Raw genomic sequence first — 20,074 nt, 5'->3', positions numbered from 1 at the left:
AAGGGCCGGAAGCGATCCGTCTTCCCAAGCAAGTCGTGCCGTTCAGTCTCGTAGTCAGAGAATCATGATGAATGTTGTAGTGGTGGAATCGCCTGCCAAGGCCAAGACGATCAACAAGTATCTGGGACCCGGATATAAGGTTCTTGCGTCCTTCGGTCATGTGCGCGATCTGCCCGCCAAAGACGGATCGGTGCTGCCCGATAAGGATTTCGAGATGCTTTGGGAGGTCGACGGCGCCTCCTCGAAGCGGATGAAGGACATTGCCGATGCGGTGAAATCCTCCGACGGCCTGATTCTTGCGACCGACCCGGATCGTGAGGGCGAAGCGATCTCCTGGCATGTGCTTGATCTTCTCAACAAGAAGCGCGTCATCAATGGCAAGCCTGTGAAGCGCGTCGTCTTCAACGCCATCACCAAGAAGGCGGTGCTGGACGCGATGGCCGAGCCGCGCGAGATCGACGCGGCGCTGGTCGATGCCTATCTTGCCCGACGCGCACTGGACTACCTCGTCGGTTTCAATCTCTCTCCGGTGCTCTGGCGCAAGCTGCCGGGCGCGCGTTCGGCCGGCCGTGTGCAGTCCGTGGCCCTTCGTCTGGTCTGCGACCGCGAGTCGGAGATCGAACGCTTCATCTCGGAAGAATACTGGAATCTCTCGGCCATTCTGAAGACCCCGCGCGGCGATGAATTCGAGGCGCGTCTGGTTGCGGCGAACGGCAAGCGGCTGCAACCGCGTTCCATTGGAAACGGCGAGGAAGCGGGCAAGCTGAAGGCTTTGCTCGAGGGCGCGAGCTATGTCGTCGATACGGTCGAAGCAAAGCCCGTCAAGCGCAATCCGGCCCCTCCCTTCACTACATCGACGCTGCAACAGGCGGCTTCCTCCAAGCTCGGCTTCTCCGCGTCGCGTACGATGCAGGTCGCGCAGAAGCTTTACGAAGGCGTCGATATCGGCGGCGAAACCGTCGGTCTCATTACCTATATGCGTACCGATGGCGTGCAGATGGCGCCGGAAGCGATCGATGCCGCAAGGCGCGCCATCGTCGATCAGTTCGGTGACCGCTACATGCCGGAAAAAGCACGCTTCTATTCGACCAAGGCAAAGAACGCTCAGGAGGCACATGAGGCGATCCGCCCGACGGATTTCTATCGTTCTCCCGACCGCATCCGCAAATTTCTCGATGCCGACCAGATCAAGCTTTATGATCTTATCTGGAAACGCGGCATCGCCAGTCAGATGGCATCCGCCGAGATCGAGCGGACAACCGTCGATATCCTTGCCGACAATGCCGGCCAGAAGGCGGGACTACGTGCCGTTGGCTCAGTGATCCGATTCGACGGTTTCATCGCCGCCTATACGGATCAGAAGGAGGACGGCGAGCAGAGCGACGACGGTGATGAGGATGGTCGCCTGCCGGAAATCAATGCGCGCGAAAACCTCGCCAAGCAGAAGATCAACGCGACGCAGCACTTCACTGAGCCGCCGCCGCGTTATTCGGAAGCCTCGCTGATCAAGAAGATGGAAGAGCTCGGCATCGGCCGGCCGTCGACCTATGCGGCGACGCTCGCCACGCTTCGTGATCGCGACTACGTGACGATCGACAAGCGCAAGCTGGTACCGCAGGCCAAAGGCCGGCTCGTGACAGCCTTCCTGGAAAGCTTCTTCACGAAGTATGTCGAATACGACTTCACGGCCGACCTTGAGGAAAAGCTCGACCGCATCTCCGCCGGCGAACTCGACTGGAAACAGGTGCTGCGTGAATTCTGGAAGGACTTTTTCGCGCAGATCGAAGACACGAAGGAACTGCGCGTCACCAACGTGCTCGACTCGTTGAACGAGGCACTCGCGCCGCTTGTCTTCCCGAAACGCGAAGACGGCAGCGATCCGCGCATCTGCCAAGTGTGCGGTACCGGCAATCTGTCGTTGAAGCTCGGCAAATACGGTGCGTTCATCGGCTGCTCGAACTATCCGGAATGCAACTATACTCGCCAGCTTTCGTCCGAAAACGGGGCTGAGGCGGAAGCCGCAGCGCTGAACGAGCCGAAGGGCCTCGGTACCGATCCGGTAACCGGCGAGGAGCTGACGCTGCGCTCCGGCCGCTTCGGTCCCTATGTCCAGCGCGGCGACGGCAAGGATGCCAAGCGAGCTTCGCTGCCGAAGGGCTGGCGCCCGGAGGAAATCGATTACGAAAAGGCAATGGCGTTGATCTCGTTGCCGCGCGATATCGGCAAGCATCCGGAGACCGGCAAGATGATCTCCTCCGGCATCGGGCGCTATGGGCCCTTCCTGCTGCACGACGGCACCTACGCCAATCTCGAGACCGTTGAAGACGTCTTCACCATCGGTCTCAACCGCGCCGTGACAGTTCTGGCAGAGAAGCAGAACAAGGCGCCAGGAGCCAGCCGCGGAACAACGGCGGCCCTCAAGGAGTTAGGCGACCATCCTGACGGTGGCGCCATCACTGTTCGCGACGGCAAATACGGCCCCTATGTCAACTGGGGCAAGGTCAACGCCACCTTGCCCAAGGGCAAGGATCCGCAGTCGATAACAGTCGAAGAAGCGCTGGCATTGATTGCGGCAAAAGGGAGCAAGTCGGACGGGACCAAGACGACGGCACGATCGAAAGCCAAGACGGCCGCCGCCGACAGCAAGCCGACGAAGACCGCGACCAAGCCGAAGGCGAAGGCAAAGACGCCCGCCAAATCGAAGAAGAGTTCAGAGTGAAAAGAGAGCCGCGCGACAGAACGAGAATTCCGGGCGCACGCACCGGCAAAGTTGGTCGCTCGCACAAGGATCCGGCAGGCGTCGAGCCATTAAACATAGTGCACGGCATGCTGCCGCCGCGCGAAGTCATCCTGCGCTTCATCGCCGATCACCCGCAAAAGGCCTCCAAGAGGGAACTCGCCAAGGCTTTCGGCCTCAAGGGCGAACAACGGGTAGAACTCAAGAATCTGCTGCGTGACCTCGAAGAGGAAGGGATGCTGCAGAAGAACCGCAAGTCCCTGATCCGTCCGGGCGCCCTTCCCCCCGTCACCGTCCTGGACATCACCACCCGCGATAAGGACGGGGAGTTGATCGGTCGACCGGCGGAGTGGCCGGAGGATGCCGGTGTCGCGCCCGCAGTGGCGATCCGCCAATCATCTCCCGCCGGCCGCAATGGGCGAGGCAAAGCCCCGGTCGCCGGCCTCGGCGACCGGATCCTCGCCAAGATATTCCCCGCCACCGACCGCGGTGGTCCGGCCTATACGGCGCGCATCATCAAGGTGATCGACAAGCGGCGCGGTGCCATGCTCGGCGTCTTCCGCGATGCCCCGGGCGGCGGCGGACGGCTCCTGCCGATCGACCGGCGCGGTGAGGAGATGGTGATCGACCTGGACTACAAGGGCGATGCCAAGGACGGCGACCTCGTTGAGGTCGAAGTGGCGCGGCTTGGCCGCTTCGGCCTGCCGCGCGCCAAGGTACTCTCCGTCGTGGGTTCGGTCAGCTCGGAGAAGGCGATCTCGATGATCGCGATCCATGCGCATGGCATTCCCTATATATTTCCCCCTGCGGTCATTGCCGAGGCGGAGGCCGCCAAACCGGCAACGATGGCCCATCGCGATGATTGGCGCGACCTGCCGCTCATCACCATCGATCCGGCCGACGCCAAGGATCATGACGACGCGGTTTTTGCCGAACCGGACCCCTCGCCCGAGAATCCGGATGGCGTTATCGTCAACGTGGCGATCGCGGACGTGTCCTGGTACGTGCGACCAAATTCGGCCCTCGATCGCGAGGCGTTGAAGCGCGGCAATTCGGTCTATTTCCCCGACCGGGTCGTTCCGATGCTTCCGGAGCGCATCTCGAACGATCTCTGTTCCTTGAAGGAAGGTGTCGATCGTCCGGCGCTCGCCGTCCGCATGGTCTTCTCGAAGGAGGGCCGCAAGATCGGCCACGCCTTCCACCGCATCATGATGAAAAGTGCGGCCAAGCTCTCCTATCAGCAGGCACAGGCGGCGATCGACGGCAAGCCGGACGACAAGACCGGACCGCTGCTGGAAACTATTCTGAAGCCGCTTTGGCATGCCTATGACGTGATAAAGCGCGGCCGAGATCGGCGCCAGCCGCTCGAGCTCGATATGCCGGAGCGCAAGATCCTGCTGAAACCCGACGGCACCGTGGACCGGGTGTTCGTGCCGCCGCGCCTCGATGCGCACAGGCTCATCGAAGAGATGATGATCCAGGCCAACGTCGCCGCCGCAGAGACGCTCGAGAAGAGACGCCAGCCGCTGATCTACCGCATCCATGACGGCCCGACGCTTGCCAAACAGGAAGTCTTGCGCGAATTCCTGGCAACGCTCGGCATCTCGCTCGCTAAGGGCGGAAACCTGCGCGCCAACAGCTTTAACGGCATTTTGGCAAAGGCGGAGGGTACCGCGCATCAGACCATGGTCAACGAGATGGTGCTGCGCTCGCAGAGCCAGGCAATCTACAGTCCCGAGAATATCGGGCATTTTGGCCTCAATCTGATGAAGTACGCGCATTTCACCTCCCCGATCCGCCGCTACGCCGACCTCATCGTGCATCGCGCGCTGGTCGACTCGCTTGGCCTTGGTGAGGGCGGCATAACCCCGGACGAGGAAGCTGCGCTCGACGATATCGCCGCCGAGATCTCCACGTTCGAACGGCGTGCCATGGCGGCCGAGCGTGAAACCGTGGACCGCCTGATTGCGCATCATCTCAGCACCCGTGTCGGCGAGGAATTCGACGCCCGTGTCTCGGGCGTTACGAAATCCGGTCTTTTTGTCACGCTGCCGGACTATGGCGCGGACGGTTTCATTCCTATATCCACCCTCGGCAGCGACTACTTCATCTATGATGAGGCGCATCAGGCTTTGACGGGGGAGAAAACCGGTCAGGGCTATCGGCTCGGCGATGCCGTCAAGGTCAGGCTTGCGGAAGCAATCCCACTTGCCGGCGCGCTTCGTTTCGAGATGCTGAGCGACGGGCGCAATATGCCGACAGCAGTGCGCTCATTCCACAAGGCGGGTCGGCGCGATCGGGTGCAGGCCCGCAAGAAGCCTGGCACGAGACCACTGCGCGGACGTCGGTGAACTCCGAAGGTCCGCAGGGAGGACGATGATGACGAACAGCCAGCCCAATGAGGTCGTGCAATACGGCCAGTCGGACGAGAGCGAACGTCCGCTCGGACGCTCGATCATGCGCGGCCTGCTCTGCAAATGTCCTGTCTGCGGCATCGGTCGGCTCTTCGGTGGCTTTCTGAAGCCGGTGGATCGCTGCCAGTTCTGCAACGCGGAGATGTTTCACCAGCGCGCCGACGATCTGCCGCCCTATCTCGTCATCCTGGTGCTCGGCCACGTCGTCGTCGGTGGCTACATGCTCACGGACATGGCCTATCCATTGCCTGTCTGGGTCAGTCTCGCCATCTGGGTGCCGATCACGGTGATGACGGCTCTTCTGTCGATCCAGCCGATCAAGGGCGGCGTGATCGGCCTGCAGTGGGCCTTGAAGATGCATGGCTTCGGCGGCCACAGCGACAATCCGGAAGATTTCGACCAGAAGAGCGGTTCCGTTTGAACAGACCGGATATGACGCCAAGGCCGATGACGGCGGCCTCCAGAAGACCACGCGATGCAGCCGCGCTCATTCTAATCGATCGATCGAACGCAGGGCACCGCATCCTTTTCGGGCGGCGCGGCAGCCGGCACGTCTTCTTTCCAGATACCTATGTCTTTCCGGGTGGCCGGCGGGATCCGAGGGATCACGCGTTGCCCTATTCCATCGACCTGCAGCCGCAAGTAACGGAAAAGCTGCTGCTTTCGAGCCGTGCCGGCTTGACCGTCAGCGGTGCGCGCGCGATGGCCCTTGCCGCTGTCAGAGAGCTTGCAGAAGAAACCGGTCTCGTTCTTGGCAAAGTTACGGAAGAGGCCGCAGGTCCCCAAGGTCTGGTCGCCAATCTTGGCGGGTTGCGTTATGTCGCTCGCGCCATTACCCCACCGGGCCAGGTTCGCCGCTATGACACGCGTTTCTTCTGCACCTTCACGGATGAGGCCGGCATCGATCCCGGGCTCGTCCGCGATTCTGAGGAATTGCTAGATCTCCAATGGCTTGACATCGGAGACATTTCTTGCCTGAACATGCCCGACATAACACGGATCGTTCTCGGAGATGTCATGAGCCTGATGAAAGCCGACCCGTCACTTGGATTTGGCACGCCTGTGCCTTTCTATCTCATGCGCAACGGGCGATTCGCTCGCGATGTTCTCTAAGGATGAATTCATGAATCAGCCGAGAAACGGCACGCCCGGTGATGTCGAGGAAATCCATTGGCCATCACTCGTTGCTGCCATCTCGTCGATTTCCGCAGTCGGCATCGCCATCGGCCTCGGCCTGCCCCTTCTCAGCATTATTCTGGAAAAGCGCGGCATCCCTTCAACGCTGATTGGTCTGAATACGGCTATGGCCGGATTGGCAGCCATGGCCGCAGCGCCCATCACCACGAAACTTGCCCATAAATACGGCGTGGCGCCGACGATGCTCTGGGCGGTGCTGATTTCGGCAATCAGCGCCCTCGGCTTTTATTATGCTGAGGACTTCTGGATGTGGTTTCCGTTGCGTTTCGCCTTCCACGGCGCGACGACAACGCTCTTCATTCTCTCGGAATTCTGGATCAATGCCGCCTCGCCACCCACCAAGCGCGGCTTCGTCCTCGGCATTTATGCGACCGTGCTGTCGATCGGCTTTGCTGCCGGACCGCTGCTCTTTTCGTTGCTTGGCAGCGATGGCATCCTGCCCTTTCTTGTCGGTGCCGGCGCCATCCTGTTGGCTGCCATCCCGATCTTCATCGCGCGCTATGAAAGCCCGGTCCTCGAGGAGAAGCCGGAGCTGCATTTCATGCGCTACGTCTTCCTTGTTCCGACCGCGACAGCGGCGGTCTTCATCTTCGGCGCCGTTGAGGCGGGCGGTCTCGCACTTTTCCCGATTTATGCCGTTCGTGCCCATTTCACGGAATCACAGGCGGCACTTCTGCTCACCATGATGGGCGTCGGCAATGTCATATTCCAGATCCCGCTCGGGATGCTCTCCGATCGGGTTTCCGACAAGAGACCGCTGCTGACGGCGATGGCATGCATGGGGCTCCTCGGGTCGCTGCTGCTCCCCTATCTCGTCACCAACTGGCTGCTGATGGGAGCGATCCTGCTCTTCTGGGGCGGGAGTGTCGCGGGCCTTTACACGGTCGGCCTTGCCCACCTCGGATCACGCCTGACGGGATCCGACCTCGCGGCCGCCAACGCTGCTTTCGTCTTCTGTTATGCCGTCGGCACCGTTGCGGGACCGCAGGCAATCGGCGCCGCCATCGATGTCGCCGGCAACAACGGTTTTGCCTGGTCGATCGCCTGTTTCTTTGGGCTTTATGTAATCCTCTCGGTGGGAAGGGTGCTTTTCCGCCGAAATCGCACTTGACTTTTCGAGCGCGATTTGTAGTTTCGCGCAGAATTCGCCGTGGGCTCGTACAGGTCGTCCACGGCTTCATTTTTCCAAAGGCAGGACGACCATGGCCAAGGCTACAACAATCAAGATCAAGCTGCTGTCGACAGCCGACACCGGTTTCTTCTACGTCACGACGAAGAACAGCCGTACGATGACGGACAAGATGACGAAGACCAAGTACGACCCGATTGCAAAAAAGCATGTCGAGTTCAAGGAAACCAAGATCAAGTAATTTCCTGATCTGGTTCATTTTCTAGAGCGCGCGCCAGCAGGTTGCGCGCTTTTTCATTGTCTTTCGATATCGCCGAACAACGGCCGCCGCCCCTCTCCACCACGAACGAAAAACGCCGCACTTCCGGAGAAGGCGGCGTTCATTACGTTACGGGGGTCGGCCGGCACGCAATCGCGGCACGAGGAACCGCTTTGGTTTGCCTGCCAGCCGACCGACCCCACGACCCAGGAGATGCGGCGGACCTGAGCATCATGGGGTAGATCGATCCCTTTATGGGATGTTGTCCTTTATGTGCGCTAATTTGCGCAAAAATGAAAGAAAATCAACAAATTCTTAATGACAAAAAATCTCAGCTTGCTTTTATGGTTAAATTTCTCGCTTCGACACAACCAGCATATGCTGAAATCACTTCGACAGCAATAGCCGACACGGAGCAGACGTCAGGAAGGAGATAGACTTCAGTAGGACAATTCTTCGTATCGCTCTTAAAATTAAATAAAAATTCCGTATGTCTTATTTAAAGAAAGAAAAGAAAAGAAAAAATATTTCGACGTGCCCACTATGATATGGCTTATACCGGCATAACATCTTCATGATTATGCTTCCTATAAAGGTTTGCAGCTTTAGATTTTGCCTTAATGAGAATTACGCAAAAAATTGAAATCAAAGCGAGCATATAAGACGCTGATGCTCAAAACATTAAAAAATTTTAATGTTATCGACTATCCTGTGGAAGACTGAAAATGGCGGCTGTGAAAGGTCATGCAGCGGCGGCCACCACGCGGTTACGGCCCGAGTTCTTCGCCTCGTAGAGAGCACGATCAGCGTATTTCATGAGCAGTTCCGGCGTCTCAATGGCTGCGATGCGTGAAGAAATACCGAAAGACGCTGTCACATTCAACGAAAGATCGGCTCCGCGCAAGATGAATGGCCTGCCTTCGATGGATGCACGCAACCGCTCGGCTACCGCAGCCGCCACATCGGCTGATGTATCCGGCATGACGATGACAAATTCCTCACCGCCATAACGGCAGGCAAGATCGGCGCCGCGAACCGCGGCTCTGATCCTGTTTGCAAACTCCCTCAGAACCTCATCACCGGCATCGTGACCATAGGTATCGTTAACCTGCTTGAAGCGGTCGATATCGGTGATCAGAACCGACATTGCTCGGCCGCGCGCCACAGAGCGGTTGAAAAGTACGCGAAGGTGGTTGTCGAGATAACGGCGATTATTCAGCCCCGTCAGTGCATCCGTTACCGCCAGTTCGATCGTCTGCTTCACGCTTGCCCGCAGACGGTCGTTGTAGCGCTTGCGGCGCATTTGTGTCAGGCAGCGCGCGACCAGTTCGTTCGGATCGACCGGACGCGCGATATAATCATTCACACCGAGTTCGAGAGCACGGACGACCATGTCGTCTGCTCCCTGATCCGCGACGAGAAGAATCGGCAGGAATCGGGTGCGCTCGAGCGAGCGGAGTTGTGAGCAGAGGCGCAGTGGATCGTAATTGTCGAAGTTGGAGTTGACGATGACGAGTTCGAAGGGACTTTCGGCCGCCTCAAAAATCGCAGCCTGCGGATCGGACATGGCAGAGACATCGGCAATCGGCTTCAGCGCCTTGATAATACGCTCCTGCGAATTGGCACGACCATCGACGAGCAGTACCTGCCCGGTCTCATCGATGCGCCCCTCGCCGCGCAGAAGATCCTCCATTCCCATCGTCTGCGCTGTTTCGGCGCGCATGCGCAGCTCGTCGCTCAACGTCTTCAGCCGAACGAGGCTCTTCACGCGGGACACGAGCTGGAGGTCATTGACCGGCTTGGTCAGAAAATCGTCGGCACCGGCCTTGAGACCGCGGATGCGGTCGGCCGGCTGGTCAAGCGCGGTCACGATCACAACGGGAATGTGGGACGTTTTCGGATTGTCCTTCAATCGCTCGCAGACCTCGAAACCATCCATCCCCGGCATCATGATATCGAGCAGAACGAGATCCACCTGGTGGCGGTCGCATATGGCGAGTGCCTCGAACCCGTCCGAGGCTGTCAGCACATCGAAATACTCGGCAAGCAGCCGTGCTTCCAGCACTTTGACGTTCGCCGGAATGTCATCCACTACCAGGATCCGTGCGGTCATAAGCTTTTCCCCGCCCTATCACTCATCGACATCAGGCGTCGCCCAGATAGGTCTTGATCGTTTCGATGAATTTCGGAACCGAAATCGGCTTCGAGACATAGGCTTCGCAACCGCCCTGGCGAATGCGCTCCTCGTCGCCCTTCATGGCAAATGCCGTCACCGCGATGACCGGAATGACATGCAGATCGCTGTCTTCCTTCAGCCATTTGGTGACTTCCAAGCCGGATACTTCCGGAAGCTGGATATCCATGAGGATCAGATCGGGCCGATGCTTGCGCGCCAGATCGAGCGCTTCCATTCCGTTGCGGGTCTGAATCGTGCTGTAGCCGGATGCCTCGATCAGGTCGCGGAAGAGCTTCATGTTGAGCTCATTGTCTTCTACAATCATCACCTGCTTGGGCATGGCAATCTGTTCCTGCGTCCGGCCTTGCAACTCTTCGTCGAAGATATAAATTCGCGGAGAGCCCGATTCCATGAATCCGAGAGCTTCAAGCTATCGGCATTTGGTTGAAAAAAAGGTAACTTGCCCGGCGAAATGCAAAGCAACTTCAAAACCGGAAAACCGCCCGCAGCCGATCCGCAGGAGACCGCAATCGCGGTACTCAGCTGGCTTGCCGGCGAACCCGAGATGCTCTCGCGCTTCCTTGCGCTCAGCGGCATGGATGCAGGCGAAGTTCGCAAGGCTGTCAACGATCCGGCTTTCCTTTCCGGCGTGCTCGATTTCCTGATGAACCACGAACCGACGCTGATGGCTTTCTGCCAAGCGAGCGGGATCGCTCCCGAAACCGTTGCGGCCGCCTGGCAGCATTTTTCTCCGCCCGGCCTTTCCTCCGGGGAGTACTGACGATGTTCGTTGCGCCGGACGTTTCTCATGTCCGCCTCGGCAATCGTCCGCTGATCGTCTGCGACATCGACGAAGTCGTCCTTGAATTTCTCTCGCCGTTCCAAACCTTCCTTCGCTCCCATAATTACGATCTATTGCCGCGTTCGTTCCGTCTGCATGGCAACATTGTTTCTCTGCTGGACAACAGCGAAGCCGATGCCGATGCCATTGCCGCCTTTCAGGAAGCCTTCTTTTCGACCCAGGATCAGTGGCAGAAGCCCGCTGACATGGCCGTTGAAACGCTTTCCGACCTTTCGCGCGAGGCCGACATCGTCTTTCTGACTGCCATGCCGCCGCGCCATCATGGCGTGCGCCGCAAGTTGCTCGACCAGTTGGGCCTGAGCTTCCAGATGATCGCCACCGAAGAGGAAAAAGGCCCGACCGTCGCCAAGCTGCATGGCGCAAGAGACCTTCCCGTCGCTTTCCTCGATGACATCCAACGCAATCTCCTGTCCGTCGGCGAGCATGTACCCGAATGTCTGCTCATCACCATGATGGCCAATGTCGATTTCCGCCCGTTCGCGCCGGCGCCGACCGGAAACATCGTTGCGGCCGCAGGCTGGACGGAGGCGGCGCAACTGCTTCGCGCACATTTCGGCCAGGTCCTCAAGAGTGCAAATCCAGCCGCATGAGCGGACGTCCGTCCTTGCGCTTTGCAACGATCTCGAACCCCGCCGCATCGAAAATCGCGGTCGAGCCGATACAGAGCGTGACGGATTTCGATTGCTTCACATGATCGATGGGACAGGCATCGATAAAGCGTGCCCCCTGCCTTCGGGCATGGTCCACCGCCCCCGCCAGCAGGCGATGGCTTAGCCCCCTGCCACGCAGCTTCGGCAATAAAAAGAAACAACTCACGGCCCAGACAGACGGATCCGCTGCGTCCCCCTCGTCCAACGGCCGCGAGACCGTGCGCTGCGAATTGAATTGCGGGACATCGTGGCGCGGGCCGACCTGCACCCAGGCGACCGGCTCATCTTCGGCATAGGCGAGAATGCCAGGCGGCGGCCCGGCGGCAATGCGGGCCTGCATATGGTTCTTGCGCTCCTGCGGCTGCATTTTCGTTCGCACTGCGTGCGGCAAGCGCAAAGCCACGCACCAGCAATGATAAAAAGCCCCTTGCGGGCCGAAAAGCCGCTCGAAATCGTTCCAGAGCGCCGCAGTGACCGGCGCGAATCTCAGATCGATATCCAAAGCGAACCTCCCCTGTTCTCTTGTGACTCACGAGCTTAGAGCGTAATCTTGCGACGTTCAACCTTTGTTCTCATCATGACGTCTGCATCTGACAAGACACCCGGCTTCTGTCGCGACTGCCTTGCCGGGCAGAAGGATCAAGCGCGCCGCTGCATCGCCTGCGGCAGTCCCCGCCTCGTCCATCACAAAGAACTCTACAAGCTGACCCTCGCGCACATCGATTGCGACGCCTTCTACGCGGCCATCGAGAAGCGGGACAATCCGGAGCTCGTCGACAAGCCGGTCATCATCGGGGGTGGTAAGCGCGGCGTCGTTTCCACCGCTTGCTATATCGCGCGTATCCATGGCGTCCGTTCAGCGATGCCGATGTTCAAGGCCCTGGAAGCCTGCCCGCAGGCGGTCGTGATCCGCCCTGACATGGAAAAATATGTGCGGGTCGGCCGCGAGGTCCGTGCGCTGATGCAGGATTTGACGCCGCTCGTACAACCGCTCTCCATCGACGAAGCTTTTCTGGAGCTCAGCGGCACCGAACGGCTGCATCACGATCCGCCGGCCAGAACATTGGCAAAGTTCGCCCGCCGCGTCGAAAAGGAAATCGGGATCACCGTTTCCGTGGGCCTCTCCTATTGCAAGTTTCTTGCCAAGGTTGCTTCCGATCTGCAGAAGCCGAGAGGCTTTTCGGTGGTCGGCCGGCAGGAAGCCGTCTCGTTTCTCGCGCCCCGCCCGGTGACGACCATCTGGGGTGTCGGAAAAGCCTTTGCGGCTGCCCTCGAAGGTGATGGCATCCGCACTATCGGACAGCTGCAGGAGATGGAGGAAGGCGATCTCATGCGGCGCTACGGCGTCATAGGGCAGCGGCTCTATCGCCTCTCCCGCGGGATCGACGACCGCGAGGTGCATTTGAATGATCCCGCCAAGAGCGTGTCGGCTGAAACGACATTCTTCGAGGATATCGCCTGGCATCACGAGCTTGTTCCGATCCTTCGCAATCTGTCGGAGAAGGTCTCGTGGCGCCTGAAGAAGAACGGCATCGCCGGCCAGACAGTGGTGCTCAAGCTGAAGACGAAGGATTTCAAGAGCCGCACCCGTAATCGCAGGCTGGAGGATCCGACCCAGCTTGCCGATCGTATCTTCCGCACCGGTCTGGATCTCCTGGAGAGGGAGACCGATGGCACGAAATTCCGCCTCATCGGCATCGGCGTAACCGATCTTTGCGACGCGGCCCGCGCCGATCCGCCCGACCTGATCGATGAGAGTGCAACGCGACGTGCCGCCGCCGAAGCTGCAATGGACAAGCTTCGGGACAAATTCGGCAAGAACACCGTCGAGACCGGATATACATTCGGAAGCGGAAAGCGCGACCAGTAACCTACAGACCGAAAATCGGAACCGAGCTTAAGCCTCCAGGGGCATGGCAGTATCCATTCCCATCGCTTTCAACACTGCCTCTCTATTTTTCGAGGCCTGCGCATAGTTCGGTTGCAGCGCCAAGGCCCGCTCATAGCTCGCAAGGGCTTCGCTCAAGCGGCCGAGGCCTCTCAGCACATTGCCGCGATTGTTGAAGGCGATGGCGTGTCTCGGCTCCAAGGCTATTGCCCGGTCGAAGCTCGCAATTGCTTTCTCGAATTCCTTCATGGCCGCCATCGCGTTGCCGTAGTTGCAATGCGCCGAGGCCGCGTCGGGTCTGATTTCCAGGGCACGGCGAAGCTCAACCTCGGCAGCCTTCACCTCTCCACGCTGCAGAAGGGCGACCCCCAACTGGTGCGCCGCCTCGAAATGAACTGGAGAAACGGCAAGCAGCGACCGATAATCCTTTTCCGCTTCCTCAAGTCTGCCGGCGCGATGATGGGTAAAGGCAGTGTCGAGCAGGTCCAGTTCGTCCTTTCCGGACACGGCGGCGGCCTCCACTGCCTTGATTTGCCGGAATAGAAACTGCGCTCCGGCGTGCTTCGGCTCGCCTGCCAGTATCTGTCGGCAGGCGATCTCGGCGCTCGCAAGATCGCCCGACTCGCGGAAGCGAACCGCGTTGTGGAAGACATCGGCTATCGTGTGAGGATCGAGACGTTCGCCGAGATTGCGCCCCGTCCGGGTGCTGATGCGCAGCCTTTCGACGCGATGATGGTCAGAGCCGAAGCTGAACTTGTAGGAAAAATCGCCGGTCCCAAGATCATAAATCCGGTAGCCGTTCTCGATGCCCCAGCGCATGATATAGGCATGCAGCAGCAGGCCGGGCTGCGGCCGTTTGAAACCCAGGTCGCGGCCTCCAAGAAAGCAGATGAGCCTGTCGCGCGGGCGATCCATGAATATGATCTGGATACCGACTGGTATATCGCCGTGCCAAAGCACCGGAACGAAGAGCGATCCATCCCGGAAACAGGACAGCAGCATGTGGCGGCAACTATCGAGGATCGATCTTCCATATTTTTCCTGATTGGGAATCCATTGGGTCCCCCACAGACGATAGAATGCCTCCAGATCACGCTCGATTGTCTGCTCGGTGGCGTGCGTGACGCGGAGCCCGTCGGGTTCATCGAGCGTACGCAGGGCTTTCCTCAGGTGGTGCCGCGTCTTCGAGCCGACCTGGTTGGCGAGAAAGGATTCGAAATCGTCGGGAAGCTTCACGTAGACATAGATATCGTGGTCGATGTTTTCGCCGCTGCCACTAATATGGACGGGACGGGCAACCTTCTCCCGAACGAAATCGGAAGAGGAAAACTGCTTCAGGAAGAGCTCAAGTCTTTCAGGTGAAATGTAGATGTCATCGAGGTGAAGGTTCGCCCAGTTAAAACGGCGAAGGCAGGCGGCGAATGCCGGCATGACGCGTCCCTGATAGGCGGGATCGCAGAGGATGCCGGTATAAGGTGCGAAATAGGAGCCGCCCATAGCGACGGAATTGAGAAAGCCCTCTCCCTGGACAAATCGTGTGCGAAGCTGGATGGGGAAGAAGGCCACGTAGGACTGGTCCTCGGGATCTTCCTTTGCCGCCAGCACGAACCAGCGAATAGGACGATCGAACCAGCGGGCAATCCAGTTCCAGGAGAGGAAGTAATGTGCGTCAGGATCCCTCCGGTAGAGGTGATCCCAGTCTTCCTTGAGCTTTGACAGATCGCCAAAGCTGTCAATGACATCGACATGCATTTGCAACGCCCTCGAAACGCCCCGGCGCAGATACAATATCAGAATTACATAAAATAATAATATGGACAACATTCGGGCACGTTGCGGCAGCGCTTCAAGTCTTCCTTAAACCTCCGCGGTTACGGTATCAGCACAGTATTGCGTTCGGTGCCCGATATCATGTTGTCGCGTTTCTTCTTCGGCCTCGGTCTGCTGTCGGCCACAGCCTTAGTGCATCCCGTTCTCGCGGGTGATGCCCGTACCCTTCAGATTGTGGTGTCGAAGGATCGGCAATCACTCGTCGTCTATGATGGAAGTACAGTCGTGGCGACCTCGAAAGTGTCGACCGGCAAGGATGGACACCATACGCCAAGCGGCATCTTCTCCATCCTGGAGAAGGAGCGCTATCACGAATCCAATATCTATTCGAACTCGCCCATGCCCTTTATGCAGCGCCTCACTTGGTCGGGCATAGCCTTGCATGAGTCGAGTTTCGTGCCAGGCTATCCTGCCTCCCACGGCTGCGTGCGGATGCCGAAGGCATTCGCAAAGATGCTCTACGAGATGACCGAACGCGGCGTGCATGTCATTATCGGAAACGAACCGGTCATTCCGAGGCCCTTCAATCACACCAATCTCTTTCACCCCGAGGCGCCGGAAGCCCCGCCGCTGCTTTCGGACGCGATCCTGCGTCCCAGCATCCCCTATGCCGCGGAAAAGCCCGTGCAGGTGGCCATGAACGACACCAAGACGATCACCGATGCGGTCGCGAACGTCGTTCAAGACCAGTCGCCCATCCGCATCCTGATCACACGCCGGGGGCTACCCGAGACAGTGATTGAGTTGCAAAGGCTGCTTAATCAACTGGGATTTTCGGCTGGAGACGAAGACGGACTTCTCGGGCCGGACACAGTCGAGGCGATCAACGCTTTCAAGCAATCGCACCCGCTAGATTTCGAAAACGATAAGGGATTGATTAGCCAGGCGTTGCTGCGTGCCGTTTACGCGGCCGCCGGCAAAGGCGAACCGCCAAATGGTGTGATCATGGTGCGTCAGGATTTCAAGCCGCTGCTTGAGGCATCCGTCACCATTGCCGACCCGCAAATGCCGCTCGGCACACATTTTCTGACGCTCCATTCGATGGACAGGGCCGCAGGCAAGGCAGAATGGTACAGCGTCACACTCGCGAACAGGCTATCGAAGGACGCAATGAAGCGGCTAGGCATCGCCAGCCGGGAAAGCTCCTTCGTCTACGATGAGACTGCGCGCGCACTTGATCGGATCATCGTGCCGGAAGAAACGCGCCGCAGAATCGACGATCTTCTGTCGGCGGGCTCCTCGCTAACGATCTCGGACACCGGGCTCGGACCTGAAACCGGCAAGGGTACAGACTTCATCACGCTCACGCGCGACTAGATATGAACATTCGATAGCTCGTCCATTCGGCCGAGCCCGCGGAGCTCTGCGCGTCAAAGTCGGGAGAGGCGACCGCTGAGCATGCGAATAGTTTGCGCATCCGCATTGGCAAAGGCAAAGCGGAGATAGGCTTCCTGACCCTGCCCGAAATAGGAACCCGGCACGCAGAGAATGCCGGCGTCGCGCGCGAGCATTTCGGCAACTTCGGTCGAATCACGCCCATCGAAGGGATGGCGGACGAAGGCGAAGTAGGCGCCAACCGCACCGAGCTTCCATTTCGTCACCTGTGCCATCGTGAGGCGAAGGGTTTCCGCCCGCAAAGCGATCTCCCGCCGGTTTTCCTCCCGCCATGCCGCAAGGCGCGGAAGAGCTTTCGCCACGGCCGCCTGAGGCGCGCGCGGCGCGCAGATCTGCAGGTTATCCATGACCTTGGCGACTTGGTTTACGACCTGTGGCCCTGCCGTGATCGCTCCGAGGCGATGGCCAGGGATGCAGAAGGATTTGGAGAAGCTGTAGAGGCCGATCAGCGTGTCCTCCCATTCCTCCTTGGCAAAGAGCCCGTGCGGCTGGCCGGCACCTTCGGGCAAGAAGTCACGATAGGTCTCGTCAAGGATCAGCCAGATCCCGCGCGCCTTGCAGAGATCGAAAATCTTCTCGATCAGGTCGGCGGGATAGACGGCGCCGGTCGGATTGTTCGGCGTCACAATCGCTAATGCCCGCACATCAGGCGTGATTGCCGCGGCGAGCGCGGCTGGATCCGGCAGGAAGCCATCTGCCGGATCGCAGGCCGCAAAGCGGCTCCCGATCCCCAGCATGGCAAGCGTCGTCTCCTGATTGAAATAATAGGGATTGGTCATCAACACTGCGTCGCCCGGCCCTGCAACCGTCATGGCCGCGCAGACGAAGGCCTGGTTGCAGCCTGCGGTGATATGGATGCCGGCAGGACTGACTGGGGCGCCATAGACCTTGGAAACGTGGGCAGCATAGGCTTGCCGGAGCTCCGCTTCGCCCTCGATCGGTCCGTAGCCGGTATAGGCGGCTGAAGCAGCGAATTCTCCGAGCAGTGTCAGCATTTCCGGATGGGCCGGATAGCCCGGTACGGCCTGGGAGAGATCGATCAACGGTCCGTGCCGTCCGTCATAGGACCTTGCCCAGGCGAAAACGGAGGGAATCGGAGGCGGCACCAGTTTGTCGACGAGCGGATTGAAGCGGGGCATTGGGTTTCCTATGGTTCTGTCCGAGTTTACGCCCGGGTTTTGCGTCTCTGCACCAGCCCCGAACGTCGTTGACCGGGCGCCGAAACAGGCTGAAAGCCTTCCTGACCGGCACGGCGCGTCCTGAGCAAAGTGCGGGCCGAGGTCTGCGGTTCGGGCAAACTGTCGGCCTCGAGCGAGGCGAAGAGCCAGTCGATGAAGACCTTGGCTATGGGGGCGGCCCGAACCTCATGGCGGCAGGCGACATAAAAGGCGTCATTCGCAGGCACGGTGAGGTCGAAGGGCACGATGAGCTCCCCCTTGGCGATCAGGTTCCCCGCAGTGATCGTATCGCCAAGCGCAATCCCCTGCCCGTGCAGCGCGGCTTCGGTCGAAAGCCGCGCATCGCTCATGAAATGCTGCTGACCGCGACCGAGCTCGATCGCATCCGCAGCGGCAAGCCACGTGTTCCACTCCCGTCCGTCGTCCCCATGAAAAAGCACGTGGTCAGCGAGATCGCGCACGGATCGTAACGGCCGGCTGTTGACCAGCGTCGGGCTCGCGATCGGAAATAGACGCAGATGGCTCCAGAGTCGGGTCCAGAAGTCGGACCAATTGCCATCGCCATAGAGAATGCAGATGTCGACATCTCTGGAATGAAGCTGACCGGGATCGTTCGACGCAATCAGCGTCAGCTTCACATCAGGGTACTGCTCGGTGAAACGATTGAGGCGCGGAATCAGCCAGAAGGACAGCAAGGCCGGGACGCAGGTGACGGTCAGTTCGCCGCTCGTTGCCGGTCGTTTCATCAGCGCCGTGGTCGCAGCGATTTCGCCAAAGGCTCGAGTGACAACAGGCAGGAGCAGCGCACCTTGCGCAGTGAGCTTCAGCCGCTTGCCGCCGCGCTCGAAGAGCGTCGCATTCAGCGACTCTTCCAGTGCCCGGATCTGATGACTGATCGCGCCGTGCGTGACGTTCAGTTCGCGTGCGGCTGCCGAAACGGATCCGCGACGTGCTGTCGCCTCGAAAGCACGCAAGGGATTCAGAGGTGGCAAACGATCAGACATCCAGTTTCCAGAGGAATTTTCATGTGAGTTTTTCTCACATCAATTGCTATAACAATGTCAATTGATTTTCTACGGCCTTTGCAACGATAATGGGAAAAACACGAGCAATGGCCCGAGAGATCAAAAAATCAGAGCGGAATGTCGTCCGAAAAACGCGCACAGTTTTCGGCATGCCGCTCTGGGGAACAACATTCTTATAAGCGGCGAGGCGAGCGATTTTCCGCATGCCCGCCGGTGCAAAAGGGAGGCGGGAATGGCATTCGACGATCGCAAGCTGCAGGCGTTGAGGGAAAAATATGGCGAGGGCCATGGCGGCGAGCTCTTCGATGCCGCCTTCCGCAAGGTCGCCGACAAGATCTTTTCCAAAAGTGGTACGCGCCTTGCGCCCTACGCCGGTGTACCAACTTTTCTGAGCGCTCCTTATATGCCGGTCGAAGCCGATCATCCGGATTTCGGTAATCTGCAGGTTGCGATCACCGGCGTGCCGATGGATCTCGGGGTCACCAACAGGCCGGGCTCGCGCTTCGGACCGCGGGCGCTGCGTGCCATCGAGCGGATCGGTCCCTACAATCATGTGCTCGGTTGTGCGCCGGTCTTCGATCTTCGGGTGGCAGACATAGGCGATGTGCCCTTCGCAAGCCGTTACCGCCTGGAAATGAGCCATGACGATATCGAGCGGCGGATCGGCCAAATCGTCGACGCCGGCGTCGTTCCCCTATCGGTCGGTGGCGACCATTCCATCACACATCCGATCCTGAAAGCGGTTGGCAGGAAGGAACCGGTCGGCCTGATCCATATCGACGCGCATTGCGACACCGGCGGCGCATTCGACCAGACCAAGTTCCACCATGGCGGACCGTTCCGCAACGCCGTGCTCGACGGAGTGCTCGATCCCACGCGTACGATCCAGATCGGCATCCGCGGCTCGGCCGAATATCTTTGGGAATTCTCCTATGAGTCAGGCATGACGGTGATCCATGCGGAGGATCTTCCGGGCATGGGCATTGCAGCGGTCATCGAGAAGGCCAAGGCTGTTGTCGGCAACGGCCCGACCTATCTTTCCTTCGACATCGACAGTCTCGATCCGAGCTTCGCGCCGGGAACGGGCACGCCGGAAGTGGGAGGCCTTACAACGCGCGAAGTTCTGGAACTGATCCGCGGTCTCAAGGGCATCAATCTCGTCGGCGGCGATGTCGTGGAAGTGGCGCCACAATATGACGCCACCACGAATACGGCGCACGCAGGTGCGCAGGTGCTGTTCGAGATTCTGAGCCTGATGGTTTTCAGCCCTTCCATCGCGGCAAAGGCGTGAAATATAGTAACAACAATGTGGGAACTGGCCGGGATGGTGAAAA

17 protein-coding genes are annotated in these 20,074 nt (G+C 59.2%); 11 read left to right on the top strand and 6 right to left on the bottom strand.

All coding sequences use genetic code 11. The features are described from left to right. Nucleotides 1-67 precede the first annotated feature (67 nt). The 6 genes from topA (at nt 68) to rpmG (ending at nt 7,718) form a co-directional block, all read left to right on the top strand. Nucleotides 68-2,719, top strand: a complete 2,652-nt coding sequence (topA, locus tag AAE029_RS25495; RefSeq protein ID WP_371075807.1) for a type I DNA topoisomerase — start codon at nt 68-70, stop codon at nt 2,717-2,719. Next, nucleotides 2,716-5,088: a ribonuclease R gene (gene rnr, locus AAE029_RS25490; protein WP_371075699.1), complete on the top strand. Its 2,373-nt coding sequence runs from the start codon at nt 2,716-2,718 to the stop codon at nt 5,086-5,088. Before topA ends, rnr begins: the two co-directional genes overlap by 4 nt. A 25-nt stretch (nt 5,089-5,113) precedes the next feature. Beyond that, nucleotides 5,114-5,572: a DUF983 domain-containing protein gene (locus AAE029_RS25485; protein ID WP_371075698.1), complete on the top strand. Its 459-nt coding sequence runs from the start codon at nt 5,114-5,116 to the stop codon at nt 5,570-5,572. An 11-nt stretch (nt 5,573-5,583) separates the two neighbouring features. Then, a complete protein-coding gene (locus AAE029_RS25480; protein ID WP_371075806.1) occupies nt 5,584-6,264 on the top strand; it encodes an NUDIX domain-containing protein in 681 nt (226 codons plus the stop codon). A 10-nt stretch (nt 6,265-6,274) separates the two neighbouring features. Then, on the top strand, nt 6,275-7,459 hold the full coding sequence (locus tag AAE029_RS25475; RefSeq protein ID WP_371075697.1) for an MFS transporter: 1,185 nt from the start codon (nt 6,275-6,277) through the stop codon (nt 7,457-7,459). Between the two features lie 91 nt (nt 7,460-7,550). Then, the gene (gene rpmG / locus AAE029_RS25470) at nt 7,551-7,718 is read left to right on the top strand and encodes a 50S ribosomal protein L33 (RefSeq protein WP_003587245.1); all 168 of its coding nucleotides are present in this window, start codon (nt 7,551-7,553) and stop codon (nt 7,716-7,718) included. Between the two features lie 760 nt (nt 7,719-8,478). On the opposite strand, the gene AAE029_RS25465 is transcribed toward rpmG, so the two are convergent. After that, the gene (locus AAE029_RS25465; RefSeq protein ID WP_371075696.1) at nt 8,479-9,849 is read right to left on the bottom strand and encodes a PleD family two-component system response regulator; all 1,371 of its coding nucleotides are present in this window, start codon (nt 9,847-9,849) and stop codon (nt 8,479-8,481) included. A gap of 31 nt (nt 9,850-9,880) precedes the next feature. Continuing rightward, complete coding sequence (locus AAE029_RS25460) at nt 9,881-10,252, bottom strand: response regulator (protein WP_371075805.1); 372 nt, start codon at nt 10,250-10,252, stop codon at nt 9,881-9,883. A gap of 132 nt (nt 10,253-10,384) precedes the next feature. Between AAE029_RS25460 and AAE029_RS25455 the strand changes: the two genes are divergently transcribed. Together AAE029_RS25455 and AAE029_RS25450 are read left to right on the top strand one after the other, a co-directional pair. Beyond that, on the top strand, nt 10,385-10,693 hold the full coding sequence (locus AAE029_RS25455) for a DUF3572 domain-containing protein (protein WP_371075695.1): 309 nt from the start codon (nt 10,385-10,387) through the stop codon (nt 10,691-10,693). Between the two features lie 2 nt (nt 10,694-10,695). Further along, on the top strand, nt 10,696-11,364 hold the full coding sequence (locus tag AAE029_RS25450; RefSeq protein WP_371075694.1) for a hypothetical protein: 669 nt from the start codon (nt 10,696-10,698) through the stop codon (nt 11,362-11,364). Here the strand turns inward: AAE029_RS25450 and AAE029_RS25445 are convergent. Continuing rightward, nucleotides 11,339-11,926 (bottom strand): GNAT family N-acetyltransferase, encoded by a 588-nt coding sequence (locus AAE029_RS25445; RefSeq protein WP_371075693.1) that lies wholly within the window; start codon nt 11,924-11,926, stop codon nt 11,339-11,341. The genes AAE029_RS25450 and AAE029_RS25445 overlap by 26 nt on opposite strands. A 75-nt stretch (nt 11,927-12,001) precedes the next feature. Between AAE029_RS25445 and AAE029_RS25440 the strand changes: the two genes are divergently transcribed. Continuing rightward, a complete protein-coding gene (locus AAE029_RS25440) occupies nt 12,002-13,294 on the top strand; it encodes a DNA polymerase IV (RefSeq protein ID WP_371075692.1) in 1,293 nt (430 codons plus the stop codon). A 27-nt stretch (nt 13,295-13,321) separates the two neighbouring features. Here AAE029_RS25440 and AAE029_RS25435 read toward each other — a convergent pair whose 3' ends face one another. Continuing rightward, nucleotides 13,322-15,064, bottom strand: coding sequence for a GNAT family N-acetyltransferase (locus AAE029_RS25435; protein ID WP_371075691.1), 1,743 nt, complete (start codon nt 15,062-15,064; stop codon nt 13,322-13,324). 159 nt (nt 15,065-15,223) lie between these two features. Between AAE029_RS25435 and AAE029_RS25430 the strand changes: the two genes are divergently transcribed. After that, the gene (locus AAE029_RS25430; RefSeq protein WP_371075690.1) at nt 15,224-16,459 is read left to right on the top strand and encodes a L,D-transpeptidase family protein; all 1,236 of its coding nucleotides are present in this window, start codon (nt 15,224-15,226) and stop codon (nt 16,457-16,459) included. A 53-nt stretch (nt 16,460-16,512) separates the two neighbouring features. Here the strand turns inward: AAE029_RS25430 and AAE029_RS25425 are convergent, their stop codons facing one another. After that, nucleotides 16,513-17,676, bottom strand: a complete 1,164-nt coding sequence (locus tag AAE029_RS25425) for an aminotransferase (protein ID WP_371075689.1) — start codon at nt 17,674-17,676, stop codon at nt 16,513-16,515. Between the two features lie 26 nt (nt 17,677-17,702). Next, the gene (locus AAE029_RS25420) at nt 17,703-18,719 is read right to left on the bottom strand and encodes a LysR substrate-binding domain-containing protein (RefSeq protein ID WP_371075688.1); all 1,017 of its coding nucleotides are present in this window, start codon (nt 18,717-18,719) and stop codon (nt 17,703-17,705) included. A gap of 253 nt (nt 18,720-18,972) precedes the next feature. Between AAE029_RS25420 and speB the strand changes: the two genes are divergently transcribed. After that, nucleotides 18,973-20,031, top strand: a complete 1,059-nt coding sequence (gene speB / locus AAE029_RS25415) for an agmatinase (RefSeq protein WP_371075687.1) — start codon at nt 18,973-18,975, stop codon at nt 20,029-20,031. The last annotated feature ends 43 nt before the right edge of the window (nt 20,032-20,074 follow it).

It is taken from the genome of Sinorhizobium sp. CB7 (assembly GCF_041357635.1).
In the GTDB taxonomy this organism is placed as follows: Bacteria; Pseudomonadota; Alphaproteobacteria; order Rhizobiales; family Rhizobiaceae; genus Rhizobium.
This window is presented reverse-complemented; position numbering and strand designations above follow the sequence as displayed.

What these genes read in the sequence shown, in the direction of transcription:
- AAE029_RS25425 (WP_371075689.1), bottom strand. Translation starts at nt 17,676, where the DNA reads ATGCCCCGCTTCAATCCGCTCGTCGACAAACTGGTGCCGCCTCCGATT.
- AAE029_RS25440 (WP_371075692.1), top strand. Translation starts at nt 12,002, where the DNA reads ATGACGTCTGCATCTGACAAGACACCCGGCTTCTGTCGCGACTGCCTT.
- AAE029_RS25450 (WP_371075694.1), top strand. Translation starts at nt 10,696, where the DNA reads ATGTTCGTTGCGCCGGACGTTTCTCATGTCCGCCTCGGCAATCGTCCG.
- AAE029_RS25475 (WP_371075697.1), top strand. Translation starts at nt 6,275, where the DNA reads ATGAATCAGCCGAGAAACGGCACGCCCGGTGATGTCGAGGAAATCCAT.
- AAE029_RS25420 (WP_371075688.1), bottom strand. Translation starts at nt 18,719, where the DNA reads ATGTCTGATCGTTTGCCACCTCTGAATCCCTTGCGTGCTTTCGAGGCG.
- AAE029_RS25435 (WP_371075691.1), bottom strand. Translation starts at nt 15,064, where the DNA reads ATGCATGTCGATGTCATTGACAGCTTTGGCGATCTGTCAAAGCTCAAG.
- AAE029_RS25465 (WP_371075696.1), bottom strand. Translation starts at nt 9,849, where the DNA reads ATGACCGCACGGATCCTGGTAGTGGATGACATTCCGGCGAACGTCAAA.
- rpmG (WP_003587245.1), top strand. Translation starts at nt 7,551, where the DNA reads ATGGCCAAGGCTACAACAATCAAGATCAAGCTGCTGTCGACAGCCGAC.
- AAE029_RS25485 (WP_371075698.1), top strand. Translation starts at nt 5,114, where the DNA reads ATGATGACGAACAGCCAGCCCAATGAGGTCGTGCAATACGGCCAGTCG.
- AAE029_RS25480 (WP_371075806.1), top strand. Translation starts at nt 5,584, where the DNA reads ATGACGCCAAGGCCGATGACGGCGGCCTCCAGAAGACCACGCGATGCA.
- AAE029_RS25430 (WP_371075690.1), top strand. Translation starts at nt 15,224, where the DNA reads ATGTTGTCGCGTTTCTTCTTCGGCCTCGGTCTGCTGTCGGCCACAGCC.
- speB (WP_371075687.1), top strand. Translation starts at nt 18,973, where the DNA reads ATGGCATTCGACGATCGCAAGCTGCAGGCGTTGAGGGAAAAATATGGC.
- AAE029_RS25455 (WP_371075695.1), top strand. Translation starts at nt 10,385, where the DNA reads ATGCAAAGCAACTTCAAAACCGGAAAACCGCCCGCAGCCGATCCGCAG.
- topA (WP_371075807.1), top strand. Translation starts at nt 68, where the DNA reads ATGAATGTTGTAGTGGTGGAATCGCCTGCCAAGGCCAAGACGATCAAC.
- AAE029_RS25460 (WP_371075805.1), bottom strand. Translation starts at nt 10,252, where the DNA reads ATGCCCAAGCAGGTGATGATTGTAGAAGACAATGAGCTCAACATGAAG.